Consider the following 13,606-nt stretch of genomic DNA (forward strand, 5'->3'; position numbering starts at 1 on the left):
AGTGATGAGCGGGCCGGGCCCCCGTTTGCAGTCATTGAACGCGCTGGATCGGATGAATCTTCTTAGCGTGGGTTCATGAACCACACGCCGCGCATCCGCACCGTAGTGAGCTGCACCCTGCTGGTCGTGACCCTGGCCGCGGGTGCGACCGCCTGTGGCGAGCCCGACGGCGATCCGCTGTCGCTCAGGCCTCACGACGCAGCCGACCTGATCTCCTTCAACGGCCCGGCCAAGAACGAGAAGGCCGACCCCGAGAAGCCCCTGGAAGTCACCGTCAAGGACGACGACGCGAAGATCACCGACGTGACGGCCGTCGACACCGAGGGCCGCCACCTGGCGGGCGAGCTCGACGCCGACGGCAAGCGGTGGCACTCCACCACCTCGCTCGCGGCCGGCACCCGATACACCGTCAAGGTCACCACCGAGAACGGGGACGGCGCCCCTGGCAGCCGTACGTACGCCTTCGGCACGACCTCGGCCGAGAAGTTCCTGAAGGTCACCTTCGGCCCGCAGGCGGGCACCTACGGCGTCGGACAGCCCCTCACAGCGGAACTCAGCGCTCCGGTCACCGGCCGGGCGGCCAGGGCCACCGTGGAGCGCGGGCTGCAGGTCCGGTCCACCCCCGCCGTCACGGGCTCCTGGCACTGGGTCGACGCCAAGACCCTGCACTACCGGCCCAAGGAGTACTGGCCCGCGGACGCCAGCATCGACGTCCGCAGCAACCTCAAGGGCATCAAGGTCACCAACGCCCTCTACGGCGCCGTCACGAAACCCCTGAAGCTCACCACCGGTGACCGCATAGAAGCGATCACCGATGCCTCCGACCACTCCATGACCGTCCTGCGCAACGGTGAAGTGATCAACACCCTTCCCGTCACCACGGGCAAGCCCGGCTTCGACACCCGCAACGGCGTCAAGGTGGTGCTGGCCAAGGAGCAGTTCGTACGCATGCGCGGTGAGAGCATCGGCATCGCCGCCGGCTCCTCCGAGTCCTACGACCTGCCGGTCTACTGGGCGACACGGGTCACCTGGAGCGGCGAGTACGTCCACGCGGCGCCCTGGTCGACCGGTTCGCAGGGCAACGCCAACGTCAGCCACGGCTGCACGGGCATGAGCACCGCCGACGCCCAGTGGTTCTTCGAGACCGTGCGTGAGGGCGACATCGTCAAGGTCGTCGGAAGCGACGGCGAGACGATGACGCCGTTCGACAACGGCTTCGGCGACTGGAACCTGGCCTGGGACGCGTGGCTGAAGGGCAGCGCCCTGAACGGCGGCGGCACGCCCGAGACCGGCGGCGACGTCCAGACGGCGCGGCTGCGCCCCCAGGTCTGACCCGCAGGGAGTGCGCCGCGCCCCGGAAGGACACCGCGGAGGGGATCGGGGCCCCTCCGTCTCAGGCCTCCACGGACAGCCTGTGGCGCAGCAGGGACGCCAGGGCGTCCGAGAAGTCGACCGGGTCGACGGGATGCGTCACAGCGGCGTCCGCACGGCTCCACGTGGCCAGCCAGGCGTCCTGCGGGCGTCCGATCAGCAGCAGGACGGGCGGGCAGTCGAAGATCTCGTCCTTGATCTGCCGGCAGACGCCCATGCCGCCCGCGGGGGCCGTCTCGCCGTCCAGCACGCAGACGTCGACACCGCCCCGGTCCAGTGCGCTCAGCACCGCGGGCAGGGTGGCGCACTCCAGGAACTCCACCGGTGGTACGTCCGCCGCAGGCCTGCGCCCGGCTGCCAGCCTCACCTGCTCGCGGGTGTTGGCGTCGTCGCTGTAGACCAGGACCGTGGCGGTCGGCTGCATTGTTCCTCCGTGACGTCTGTGTCTTCGGGGCTCTCCGGGCATGAACCGATGGGCGGATCGTACTCCGGCGGACTGCCTGTCAGTACCGGTAAGGACAGCGATTCGATGGGCCGTTCGGTGAGGACACACAGCGCTGACACACCGAACGGCACCCCCCGGAGTGAGGGCGGGATAAGCGACCGACATAATGTCGGTCGTGGCGACAGCAACGACAGTAGAAACCGGGCACGCGCACCCGTCGGTCAATCGACCGAACCTCACCAGCGTCGGAACCATCATCTGGTTGAGTTCCGAGCTGATGTTCTTCGCGGCCCTCTTCGCGATGTACTTCACCCTGCGATCGGTGATGGGACCCGAACACTGGAAGGAGATGGCTCATCATCTGAACTTCCCGTTCTCGGCGACGAACACCACGATCCTGGTGCTTTCCTCTCTCACCTGCCAGCTCGGCGTTTTCGCCGCGGAGCGGGGCGATGTGAAGAAGCTCCGCACCTGGTTCATCATCACGTTCGTGATGGGTGCGATCTTCATCGGAGGCCAGGTCCTCGAGTACACCGAGCTGGTCAAGGAGGCGGGGCTCTCCCTGTCCTCCGACCCGTACGGTTCGGTGTTCTACCTCACGACCGGCTTCCACGGTCTGCATGTGACAGGCGGTCTCATCGCCTTCCTGCTCGTCCTGGGCAGGACATACGCGGCCTCGAGATTCACCCACGAACAGGCCACCGCCGCCATCGTCGTGTCCTACTACTGGCACTTCGTCGATGTCGTCTGGATCGGCCTGTTCGCCACGATCTACATGATCAAGTAGCCGGGCTCACACCCGCCCATCATCGACGCAGAAGATCCTGACACCGGGGTAATCCGTGAAAAAGCTCTCCGCACGACGACGCCATCCGCTGGCGGCGGTCGTCGTACTACTCCTCGCGCTGGCGGCTACCGGGGGGCTGTACGCCGCGTTCGCGCCTGCGGGTAAGGCGCAGGCCGACGAAACCGCCCAGTCCCTCGCCATCGACGAGGGCAAGAAGCTCTACTCCGTGGGCTGTGCAAGCTGCCACGGATCCGGCGGTCAGGGCACCTCCGACGGGCCGTCCCTCGTGGGCGTCGGCTCCGCCGCCGTCGACTTCCAGGTCGGTACCGGACGCATGCCGGCTCAGCAGCCGGGCGCCCAGATCCCGAAGAAGAAGGTCATCTACAACCAGGCCGAGATCGACCAGCTCGCGGCGTACGTCTCGTCGCTGGGCGCCGGTCCGATCACGCCCACCACGAGCCAGGTCGACCCCTCGGGCGCCGACGTGGCCAAGGGCGGCGACCTGTTCCGCACGAACTGCGCGCAGTGCCACAACTTCACCGGCGAGGGCGGCGCGCTGACGAAGGGCAAGTACGCCCCGAGTCTCGAAGGCGTGAGCCCGAAGCACATCTACGAGGCCATGCAGACCGGCCCGCAGAGCATGCCCTCCTTCCCGGACACCACCATGCCGGAGCAGGAGAAGAAAGACATCATCGCGTACATCAAGACCGTCAACGGTAACGAGTCCGAGACCCCCGGTGGCCTCTCGCTCGGTGGCCTCGGCCCCGTCAGTGAGGGTCTCTTCGGCTGGATCTTCGGCCTGGGCGGCCTGGTCGCCATCGCCGTATGGGTCGCGGCCCACACCGCTAAGGCCAAGAAGTCATGAGTAGCCAACAGATTCCAGACGAGAACCTGCCGGTAGAGCAGGACGCCGCGCACGGCGCGGCGGAGGTCGCGCACGACCCGTTCGCCGACCCGGGGCTGCCGGCCCACAGGCCGCGCATCCAGGACATCGACGAACGCGCAGCCAACCGCTCCGAGCGAGCCGTGGCGCTGATGTTCACCCTGTCGATGCTGGCGACGATCGGCTTCATCGCCTCGTACGTCATCTTCCCGGTGGACAAGATCGTCTTCATCTGGCCGTTCGGCCACGTGAGCGCGCTCAACTTCTCCCTCGGGCTGACCCTGGGTCTGGCGCTGTTCCTCATCGGCGCGGGCGCCGTCCACTGGGCGCGCACCCTGATGTCCGACGTGGAGGTCGCCGACGACCGGCACGCCATCGAGGCGACGCCCGAGGTCAAGGCCAAGGTCATGGCCGACTTCGCGGCCGGCGCCGACGAGTCCGCGCTCGGCCGGCGCAAGCTGATCCGCAACACCATGTTCGGCGCGCTGGCCCTGGTGCCGCTCTCCGGTGTGATGCTGCTGCGCGACCTCGGTCCGCTGCCGGAGAAGAAGCTTCGCTCGACCCTGTGGGCCAAGGGCAAGCAGCTCGTCAACATGAACACCATGGAGCCGCTGCGTCCCGAGGACGTCGTCGTCGGTTCGCTGACCTTCGCCATGCCCGAGGGCCTGGAGGAGGACGCGCACGACTTCCAGACGCAGATCGCCAAGGCCGCCCTGATGATCATCCGCATCGAGCCGGACAACATCAAGGACAAGCGCGAGCGCGAGTGGGCCCACGAGGGAATCGTGGCCTTCTCCAAGATCTGCACCCACGTCGGCTGCCCGATCAGCCTGTACGAGCAGCAGACGCATCACGTGCTCTGCCCGTGCCACCAGTCCACCTTCGACCTCTCCGACGGCGCCCGCGTCATCTTCGGTCCGGCCGGTCACGCCCTTCCGCAGCTGCGGATCGGTGTGAACAGCGAGGGCAACCTCGAGGCGCTCGGTGACTTCGAAGAGCCCGTCGGTCCTGCCTTCTGGGAGCGCGGATGAGTACTGCGACGGAATCACAGCGCAAGGCGCCCGCCGGTGAGCGGGTGGCCGACTGGGCGGACGGCCGGCTCGGCATCTACGGCCTGGCCAAGGCCAACATGCGCAAGATCTTCCCGGACCACTGGTCCTTCATGCTCGGTGAGATCTGCCTCTACAGCTTCATCATCATCATCCTCACGGGTGTGTACCTGACGCTGTTCTTCCACCCGAGCATGAACGAGGTCGTGTACCACGGCTCGTACGAGCCGATGCAGGGCATCCGGATGTCCGAGGCCTACGCCTCGACGCTGGACATCAGCTTCGACATCCGCGGTGGTCTGCTCGTCCGGCAGATCCACCACTGGGCCGCGGTGATCTTCCTCGCCGGCATGTTCGTGCACATGTTCCGGGTGTTCTTCACCGGCGCGTACCGCAAGCCGCGTGAGATCAACTGGCTGTTCGGCTTCCTGCTCTTCGTCCTCGGCATGTTCACCGGGTTCACCGGTTACTCGCTCCCGGACGACCTGCTCTCCGGTACGGGTGTGCGCTTCACGCAGGGCGCCATCCTGTCGATGCCGATCGTGGGCACGTACATCTCGATGTTCCTGTTCGGCGGGGAGTTCCCCGGCGGCGACATCATCGCCAGGTTCTACTCGATCCACATCCTGCTGCTGCCGGGCATCATGCTCGGGCTCGTGGTCGGCCACCTCATCCTGGTCTTCTTCCACAAGCACACGCAGTTCGCGGGTCCGGGACGCACGAACAAGAACGTCGTCGGCATGCCGCTGCTGCCGGTGTACATGGCCAAGGCCGGGGGCTTCTTCTTCCTGGTCTTCGGCTTCATCGCGATCATCGCGGCGATCGCCACGATCAACCCGATCTGGGCGCTCGGCCCCTACCGTCCCGACCAGGTGTCCACGGGCGCCCAGCCGGACTGGTACATGGGCTTCGCCGAAGGCTTCGTCCGTGTCATGCCCGGCTGGGAGATCAACCTCTGGGGCCACACCCTGGTCCTGGGCGTACTGATCCCCCTGGTCCTGTTCGGTGTGATCCTCGGCGCGCTGGCGATGTACCCGTTCATCGAGTCGTGGATCACCGGGGACAAGCGCGAGCACCACATCCTGGACCGTCCGCGCAACGCTCCGACCCGCACAGGTCTGGGTGTCGCCTGGGTGACGATCTACTTCGTCATGCTGATCGGCGGCGGCAACGACATCTGGGCGACCCACTTCGACCTGTCGCTCAACGCGATCAGCTGGTTCGTACGGATCGCCTTCTTCGTCGGCCCGGTCCTGGCGTTCGTCGTCACCCGGCGGATCTGCCTCGGCCTCCAGCGCCGCGACAAGGAGAAGGTGCTGCACGGGCGCGAGTCCGGCACCATCAAGCGCCTGCCGCACGGTGAGTTCGTGGAGATCCACGAGCCGCTCGGCCCGGGGCAGCTCCACACCCTCACGGCGCACGAGCAGTACAAGCCGGTCGAGATCGGCCCGACGGTCGACGAGAACGGTGTCGAGCGCAAGCCGTCGGCGCTCCAGAAGCTGCGGGCCAGGCTCAGCAAGAGCTACTACGGCGAGGACAACCAGATCGCCAAGCCCACCGCCGAGGAGTACAAGGAGATCACCAGCGGCCACGGCCACCACTGATCACCTCAGCTGAACGCCACAGCAGGAGCCCCGTCCATCCGATGGACGGGGCTCTTCGCTGTCCCTGGGGCTGGATAGGGTGGAGGCATCCTTCTGTACCGGCTGTGGACCCAGGAGCGGACCATGAACGTTGTGACCCCGGACGGCGGCGACAGCGTGGCGGCCCCTACCTGGCCCGGCGTGCTGACCCCCCTCCTGCGCGGCGAGGACCTGAGCGCGGACGACACGGCCTGGGCCATGGACCGCATCATGAGCGGCGAGGCCTCGGACGTGCAGATCGCCGGTTTCGCGATCGCGCTGCGCGCCAAGGGCGAGACGGTCGACGAGGTCACCGGACTGGTCCGCGCCATGTACGAGCACGCCCACACCATCCACGTGCCCGGCCGCACGGTGGACATCGTGGGGACCGGCGGCGACATGGCCAAGACGGTCAACATCTCCACCATGTCCGCGATCGTCGTGGCGGGGGCGGGCGCCAAGGTCGTCAAGCACGGCAACCGCGCCTCCTCCTCGGCCAGCGGGGCCTCCGACGTCCTGGAGAAGCTCGGTGTCAACCTCGACCTGCCCCCGCAGCGGGTCGTCGCCGTCGCCGAGGAAGCGGGCATCACCTTCTGTTTCGCCGTGAAGTTCCACCCGGCCCTGCGGTACGCCGCGCGGGCCCGCAAGGAGCTCGGCACGCAGACCACCTTCAACATCCTGGGCCCGCTCACCAACCCGGCGCGGGTGCGCTCCCAGGCCGTCGGTGTCGCCGACGCGAAGATGGCGCCCATCGTCGCGGGCGTGCTGGCGGGCCGGGGCAATTCGGCGCTGGTCTTCCGGGGCGACGACGGTCTGGACGAGCTGACCACCACCGCGACCTCGCGGGTCTGGACCGTCCGCGACGGCGCCGTCACCGAGGAGGCCTTCGACCCGCGCGACGTCGGCCTGGACCTGGTCCCCGTCGAGGCGCTGCGCGGTGCGGACGCCTCGTACAACGCGGATGTGGCCCGTCGGATGCTCGGCGGGGAGAGTGGCCCCGTACGCGATGCGGTGCTGCTCAACTCCGCCGCCGCGCTGGTGGCCCTGGACGCCGGCGAGGGCACGCTGAACGAGCGGATCGCGGCCGGTATCGCACGGGCCGCCGAGTCGATCGACTCGGGTGCCGCCCAGCGTGTGCTGGAGCGCTGGGTGGCGGCCAGCAACGCCTGAGGGCGCACGGAGTGAGCAAGGGCGCAGTCCGGATAGCGGACTGCGCCCTTGCGCGTCGTCACGGGTGTGGCAAGATGCTGCGCAGGTCATGAGTGACAGCGACTACGGCCCCGGCCCGCTGTCCGGCAACCCTCCGTCCGTGGCGGGGTGCCCCGGGTGAAGACCAGGCCGCAGGCAGCGAGGTCTGCGGCAAGCGCGGGCCCCTCGGCATCGATGGATGCCACCCCTTGGGGTCCTGGTCCCAGGGAGACTCTTGTGAGCAAGCGAATGCGATAGGGCTCTCGGCCCTTCTTCGCGCACCCCTTTCCTTTCGTTCCCGCGCTGCCGCGTCCTGCTGGATCGCCGGCGCGAGGATTTCGCCTGCCTCCCCACGGAGTTCGCCATGTCTGTCTCCACCGCTGCCGTCGACCCGTCCGTTTGTGCGCCTCTGCCGGTTCTGGGCTCGAATGTCACCGTTCCTCTTGTGACGGGCGGGCATGTCACTTATGCCGCCCTCGACTACGCGGCCAGCGCCCCGGCCCTCCAGCGGGTGTGGGACGACGTGGCCGCCTACGCCCCGTACTACGGCAGCGTGCACCGCGGCGCCGGCTACCTCTCGCAGCTCTCCACCGACCTGTTCGAGGCCAGCCGGGTGACCGTCGCCGAGTTCCTCGGCTGCAGGGCCGACGACCAGGTGGTCTTCACCCGCTCCACGACCGACTCCCTCAACCTGCTTGCGGCCGCGCTCCCCGCCGACTGCCAGGTGTTCGTGTTCGAGACCGAGCACCACGCCTCGCTCCTGCCCTGGCGCGACGCCCGGGTGACCTGCCTCGACGCTCCCCGCACCCCGGACCAGGCGGTCGCCACGCTGGAGCGTGCGCTGGCCGGGCGTGACCCCCACGGCCCCGCGCTGGTCTGCGTCACCGGCGCGTCCAACGTCACCGGCGAGCTGTGGCCGGTGAAGGAACTGGCCGCCGCCGCCCACGCCCACGGCGCGAGAATCGTGCTCGACGCGGCGCAGCTGGCACCCCACCACCCGGTGGACATCGCCGAACTGGACGTCGACTGGGCCGCCTTCTCCGGACACAAGCTGTACGCGCCCTTCGGCTCGGGCGTCCTCGCGGGCCGGGCCGACTGGCTGGTGGACGCCGATCCCTACCTCGCGGGCGGTGGCGCCTCCCGCAAGGTCGCCCGGCGCGCCGACGGTGGAGTGGACGTCGAGTGGCACACCACCGCTGCCCGGCACGAGGCCGGATCGCCCAACGTCATCGGCGTCTACTCCATCGCCGCCGCCTGCAAGGCCCTGACCGAGGCGGGCTTCGACCGGCTCGTCGCCCGGGAGCAGCAGTTGGTGACCCGCGTCCGCGAGGGGCTGGCCGGCGTCCCCGAGGTCAAGGTGCTCTCGCTGTTCGGCGACGACGCCCCGAGGGTCGGCGTCATCTCCTTCGTGGTCGAGGGGTGGAACAGCTCGCACTTCGCGGCGGCGCTCTCCGCCGAGTACGGCATCGGGGTGCGCGACGGACTGTTCTGCGCCCACCCGCTGGTGCGGACCCTGCTGGGCAGTGAGCCGCAGGACCCGGGCGAGTGCGGTGCGCCGGAGGCGGCGCCGGGGGAGAGGTCGCTCAACGCCATCCGGGTGAGCTTCGGCGCCGGCACGCCGGACGAGCACATCGACCGCTTCCTGGGCGCCGTCCGCGAACTGGTGGGCAAGGGTGCCCGCTGGACCTACCGCACCGAAGACGGCCGCTGCGTGCCCGACCGGGGCGCCGCACAGGTCTGACCGGTCCGCGCTCGTGGCTCCGGCCGGGGACGGGAGGCAGTGCCTTCCCGTCCCCGGCCGGAGTCACAGGCGCAGCGGGTCCTAGGCGTCGAGGCCGATGGCGAAGGCCGCCTCGAGGTCGTGCTGCGAGTAGGTGCGGAACGCCACGTGTGTGTCCGTGGCCTCCACGCCCTGGATCTTGCTGATCCGCCCCGGGATGACATCGGCGAGATCGTCGTGCCGGGCCACCCGGACCATGGCGATCAGGTCGTACGTACCGGTGACCGAGAAGACCTCGCTGACGCTGTCCAGCGCCGCGACGGCCTCGGCGATCTCGGGAATCCGGTCCACGCTGGTTTTGATGAGCACGATCGCGGTGATCACGGCTGGCTTTCTCCCTCGGTGGCCGTGGCTGGAGACTTCACTCTAGTCCCACCCCGGAAGCGCACCCAGGCGTAGAGGAACCCGGCCGCGAAGCCCGCGACGTGCGCGAGGTACGCCACGCCCGGGCCGCTGCCCGCGCTCTGCGCCGCCAGCCACTGCAGGGCGAACCAGAACACGAGCACGATCCAGGCGGGGAAGCGCAGCGGGAGGAAGAAGAGGAAGGGGAAGAGGCTGGTGACGCGGGCGCGGGGGAAGAGGTAGAGGAACGCGCCGAGCACCGCAGAGATCGCCCCCGACGCGCCGACCAGCGTCTGGTCGGAGTCCGCGTGCGCCACCGCGTAGGCCACCAGGGCGAAGTAGCCGCAGGCGAGGTAGAAGAAGGCGAACTCGGTGCGGCCCATGCGCTCCTCGGCCATCGCGCCGAACACGTACAGGAAGAGCAGGTTGCCCAGCAGGTGCAGCCAGCTGCCGTGCACGAACAGGGCGGTCAGCGGGGTCAGTGCCGCGTGGGCCGAGCCGTCCAGGAGGTCGGCGGGGATCACGCCCCACCGCTCGAAGTACCCGGCCTGGGCGGCCAGGAGCGCGTCCGTGCTGCCGTAGGCGGGGTTGAGGCCGGAGAGCGGGCTGATCAGGAACACCGCGCAGCAGAGCGCGATGATCCCGTACGTGACCGGGGCGCCGCCTGCCACGGCAGCCGCACCGAGCTCCCGGGCCCGCTCCCGCCAGTGGACTTCCCGCCGATCGATCACGTACAGAGCATGACGCACCCGGCGAGAACGGGACAGACCGCCTCGCCGTGCCGGCGGGTATGCGCAAGGCCGTAGGGTTGCGGCAGGGCATCCGCAGTTCGACGGCGCACCGCGAGATCGAAGACCTGGCCACGCACGAGATCCGTGACACGACGAAAGAGGACGCAACGATGACGACGGTTCCCCAGCCGACGGACGGGACCCGCTGGCGGTGCACGCTCTGCGGCAACCTCACCCGTTTCGATGTGACGCGCTCCTCGAAGGTCGTGGAGTACGTGCATCTCGACCTGGCCGGGGAGTCGAGTGTCGAGGAGCGCGAGGTGGTCAGTGAGACCATCGAGTCGGTGCGCTGTCGTTGGTGCAACGCCGTGGACCAGATCGAGCTGGTCGACAGGCCCGGTGCCGACACCTGACGGGGCCGTGCGGACAGACATATTGGGGTGATGGATGGTGGAGCAGCCGACAGGCGGCGCCGGACCGGCCGATGCGGCCGACGGCGTCGCGGAGTCGCTCGACCGTCCGCTGCCCGAAGGCGTACGTCGTAAGGTGGTGGCGCTGGTCTCGGACGCGTTCGGCGGCCTGACCATCGGCGAACTGCCCTCCCAGCTCAGGCAGTACGCCCGCTTCACGCCGAGCAGGCGCGCCAAGTTCGCGGGGAACGCGATGGCGGCCGCGCTGGAGAGCGACCCTGCTTTCCGCCGGCGCATCGGTGAGCGCATCGGTCAGACGCAGCCGGAGCTGGCCGACGCGCTCACCTCCGGTGCGCCGCCCGCGGCCGCCGACCCGGTCGACGTGGCCGCCGCCGCCTACGTGCTGCGGCCCGCCGGCTGGGCCAAGCTCGTGTCCGCGGCGGGCGAGGAGGTCCAGCGGGCGCATGCCGAGCGGGCCGACGAGGAGGCCAGGCGCGAGCTGGAGCGGCTGCGCGAGGAGCTCGACCACGCGCGCGGCCAGACCAGGGCAGACACCGAGCGGCTGCGTTCGGAGCTGGAGGCCTCCCGCAAGGAGACCGACTCCCTGCACCGCAAACTGCGCAGCGCGCTCAGCGAGGTGAAGCGCGGGGAGGCCGCTCTGCGCAAGGCCGGTGCCGAGAGCGACGCCGCACGGGCCGAATCCGCGGCCCAGGTCTCCGCCGCCGAGAGCGAGTCCCGCCGGCTCAAGGCGCGGCTGGCCGAGGCGGAGGCCTCCGTCGAGGCGGGCCGCCGGGCTGCCAGGGAGGGCCGGTCGGTCGAGGACATGCGGCTGCGGCTGCTCCTGGACACCGTGCTCGACGCGGCCCAGGGGCTCCGCCGCGAACTGGCCCTGCCCCCCTCGTCGATGCGCCCCGCGGACGGCGTCGAGGCGGTGGAGCCCGGCCGGATGTCGCCGAAGGACATTGCGGCGAGGGCTCTTTCGGAGACCGATCCGGCGCTCCTGGACCAGTTGCTCGCCCTGCCGCAGGCGCATCTGATCGTCGACGGCTACAACGTCACGAAGACCGGCTATCCGCAGATGCCGCTCGAGAAGCAGCGGTTGCGCCTCCTGGGCGGTCTCTCGGTCCTCGCGGCACAGACCGGCGCCGAGATGACCTGCGTCTTCGACGGTGCCGAGCTGGCCGTCCCGGTCCTGCTCGCACCGCCCCGCGGGGTCCGGGTGCTCTTCAGCAAGGCCGGGGTGACCGCGGACGAACTGATCCGTCAACTGGCCCGTGCCGAACCGCCGGGCAGGCCCGTCGTCGTGGTCTCCACCGACCGCGAGGTCGCCGACGGCGTGGCGAAGGCGGGGGCGAGGCCGGTCGCGTCCGCCTTGCTCCTGAAGCGCCTTTCGCGCGTCTGAGGCGTCTTGTGAGACATGGGCGACTTGTCGGATTTTGTGGAACGTACCGTCAAGTCTCCGCTACACGCAGTGTGATGAAAGTAAAGAAGTGCCTGGTGTGACGAGATTTTCCTCGTGAGGATTTGAACTGATCACAAGATGGTCACTAGGGTCAGGCCTCGAACCTTCGCACGGTTGATTGCCCATCCGGGGTGACAGCGAAGGAACCGCCGAGTCCGTGACGTGCACGGAGCCGGGGATTCGCAACTGTCCCCCACAGCCCGGTAGGCGGCTCGAGGAAGAAGGAGCTCGCCTTCGTGGCGTCCCACCGTCGTCCCAAGCAGCCGAGCCGCACTCGTGTGACCGTGCTCACCGCGACCGCCGCCGCGGCCGTGGCCCTGACCTCCCAGGCCGCCCACGCCGACCCCAAGCCGACCAAGAGCGAGGTCAAGGCGAAGGTCGACAAGCTCTACCACGAGGCCGAGGTCGCCACCGAGAAGGCGAACGGCGCCAAGGAGCAGCAGGACGAGCTCAAGAAGCAGGCCGACGCCCTCCAGGACAAGGTCGCCCGCGGCCAGGACGAGCTCAACACCCTGCGTGGCGAGCTGGGTTCGCTGGCCACCGCGCAGTACCGCTCCGGCGGTCTCGACCCGTCGGTCCAGCTGCTGCTCTCCTCGGACCCGGACAGCTTCCTCGACCAGGCCTCCGCGCTCGACCAGCTGACGGCCAAGCAGGCCGAGTCGCTGCAGAAGATCCAGGCGAAGCAGCGCACCCTCGCGCAGCAGCGCAAGGAGGCGCAGGCCAAGCTCGCCGACCTCGCCGACGTCCGCGAGACGTTGAACGAGAACAAGAAGAAGTACCAGGGCAAGCTCGCCGACGCCCAGAAGCTGCTCAACACCCTCACCGCCGCCGAGCGGGCCAAGATGGCAGAGGAGGAGCAGCGCGCCAGCCGTGCGGCCGGCGACCGGGTCGACCTCGGCAACGAGGTCCCCGCCTCCGCACGGGGCGCCGCCGCCCTCCAGGCCGCCTCCACGCAGCAGGGCAAGCCCTACGTCTCCGGCGGCACCGGCCCCAACTCGTTCGACTGCTCGGGTCTGACCCAGTGGGCGTACGCCCAGGCCGGCGTCCAGATCACCCGCACCACGTACACCCAGATCAACGACGGTGTCCGGATCGGCCGCAGCGCCCTCAAGCCCGGCGACCTGGTCTTCTTCAACAACACCTCGCACGTCGGCCTGTACGCGGGCAACAACCAGATCCTGCACGCCCCGAAGCCCGGCGCCGTGGTCCGCTACGAGTCGATGGACTACATGGGCACGTTCCAGTTCGGCGTGCGCGTCTGACGCCCGAACGGGCGAATCGCGGCACCCCTCGACGACACCCCGCCCCGCCGGAGACCACAGGTCACCGGCGGGGCGCCGTCGTATCCGGCCCTGTTCGGCCCCCTCCACCTCCCGGCGTGGCCTTTGGCCGACCTGTAGCCGTCCGGTTACTGTCTGCGCTGCCGCGCAGCTCCCGGTCGTCGGTCCGCCCGCCCCGGGCGGCAGGGGCTGCGCACGTCTGCGTACAGCGGAAGGGAGTGCGGCTTCCTGTGGTGTCGCATCGCCGCCCCACCCG

Annotated in this window: 13 protein-coding genes and 1 riboswitch; of the genes, 10 read left to right on the plus strand and 3 right to left on the minus strand. The window is 69.3% G+C overall.

Features of this window, described 5'->3' with window-relative positions; translation table 11 throughout:
* Positions 1–75 precede the first annotated feature (75 nt).
* On the plus strand, positions 76–1,332 hold the full coding sequence (locus tag B9S57_RS02990) for an Ig-like domain-containing protein (RefSeq protein WP_103513970.1): 1,257 nt from the start codon (positions 76–78) through the stop codon (positions 1,330–1,332).
* A gap of 61 nt (positions 1,333–1,393) precedes the next feature.
* On the opposite strand, the gene B9S57_RS02995 is transcribed toward B9S57_RS02990, so the two are convergent.
* Positions 1,394–1,795, minus strand: coding sequence for a hypothetical protein (locus B9S57_RS02995; RefSeq protein ID WP_103513971.1), 402 nt, complete (start codon positions 1,793–1,795; stop codon positions 1,394–1,396).
* A 187-nt stretch (positions 1,796–1,982) separates the two neighbouring features.
* Between B9S57_RS02995 and B9S57_RS03000 the strand changes: the two genes are divergently transcribed.
* The 6 genes from B9S57_RS03000 to B9S57_RS03025 all read left to right on the plus strand — a co-directional run bounded on the left by B9S57_RS03000 (position 1,983) and on the right by B9S57_RS03025 (position 9,086).
* A complete protein-coding gene (locus B9S57_RS03000) occupies positions 1,983–2,603 on the plus strand; it encodes a heme-copper oxidase subunit III (protein ID WP_103513972.1) in 621 nt (206 codons plus the stop codon).
* 55 nt (positions 2,604–2,658) lie between these two features.
* A complete protein-coding gene (locus B9S57_RS03005; RefSeq protein ID WP_103513973.1) occupies positions 2,659–3,468 on the plus strand; it encodes a c-type cytochrome in 810 nt (269 codons plus the stop codon).
* A complete protein-coding gene (locus tag B9S57_RS03010; protein WP_103513974.1) occupies positions 3,465–4,517 on the plus strand; it encodes a ubiquinol-cytochrome c reductase iron-sulfur subunit in 1,053 nt (350 codons plus the stop codon). Before B9S57_RS03005 ends, B9S57_RS03010 begins: the two co-directional genes overlap by 4 nt.
* On the plus strand, positions 4,514–6,139 hold the full coding sequence (locus tag B9S57_RS03015; RefSeq protein WP_103513975.1) for a cytochrome bc complex cytochrome b subunit: 1,626 nt from the start codon (positions 4,514–4,516) through the stop codon (positions 6,137–6,139). The genes B9S57_RS03010 and B9S57_RS03015 overlap by 4 nt, the downstream gene beginning before the upstream one ends.
* A 123-nt stretch (positions 6,140–6,262) precedes the next feature.
* Entirely contained in the window at positions 6,263–7,327 is a 1,065-nt protein-coding gene (trpD, locus tag B9S57_RS03020; RefSeq protein ID WP_103513976.1) for an anthranilate phosphoribosyltransferase, read from the plus strand.
* 84 nt (positions 7,328–7,411) lie between these two features.
* Positions 7,412–7,529: riboswitch (SAM riboswitch) on the plus strand.
* Between the two features lie 180 nt (positions 7,530–7,709).
* Positions 7,710–9,086, plus strand: coding sequence for an aminotransferase class V-fold PLP-dependent enzyme (locus tag B9S57_RS03025; RefSeq protein ID WP_103513977.1), 1,377 nt, complete (start codon positions 7,710–7,712; stop codon positions 9,084–9,086).
* 81 nt (positions 9,087–9,167) lie between these two features.
* On the opposite strand, the gene B9S57_RS03030 is transcribed toward B9S57_RS03025, so the two are convergent.
* Together B9S57_RS03030 and B9S57_RS03035 are read right to left on the minus strand one after the other, a co-directional pair.
* Complete coding sequence (locus B9S57_RS03030) at positions 9,168–9,449, minus strand: Lrp/AsnC family transcriptional regulator (protein WP_103513978.1); 282 nt, start codon at positions 9,447–9,449, stop codon at positions 9,168–9,170.
* Entirely contained in the window at positions 9,446–10,198 is a 753-nt protein-coding gene (locus B9S57_RS03035; protein ID WP_103513979.1) for a rhomboid family intramembrane serine protease, read from the minus strand. Before B9S57_RS03035 ends, B9S57_RS03030 begins: the two co-directional genes overlap by 4 nt.
* Before the next feature lie 170 nt (positions 10,199–10,368).
* On the opposite strand from B9S57_RS03035, the gene B9S57_RS03040 reads away from it, so the two are divergent.
* The 3 genes from B9S57_RS03040 to B9S57_RS03050 all read left to right on the plus strand — a co-directional run bounded on the left by B9S57_RS03040 (position 10,369) and on the right by B9S57_RS03050 (position 13,332).
* Entirely contained in the window at positions 10,369–10,611 is a 243-nt protein-coding gene (locus B9S57_RS03040; protein ID WP_103513984.1) for a hypothetical protein, read from the plus strand.
* Between the two features lie 37 nt (positions 10,612–10,648).
* Complete coding sequence (locus B9S57_RS03045) at positions 10,649–12,010, plus strand: NYN domain-containing protein (protein ID WP_181011211.1); 1,362 nt, start codon at positions 10,649–10,651, stop codon at positions 12,008–12,010.
* Positions 12,011–12,306: 296 nt separating this feature from the next.
* A complete protein-coding gene (locus B9S57_RS03050) occupies positions 12,307–13,332 on the plus strand; it encodes a C40 family peptidase (RefSeq protein ID WP_103513981.1) in 1,026 nt (341 codons plus the stop codon).
* Positions 13,333–13,606 lie beyond the last annotated feature (274 nt).

The organism is Streptomyces sp. SM10 (genome assembly GCF_002910915.1).
Classification (GTDB): Bacteria; Actinomycetota; Actinomycetes; order Streptomycetales; family Streptomycetaceae; genus Streptomyces.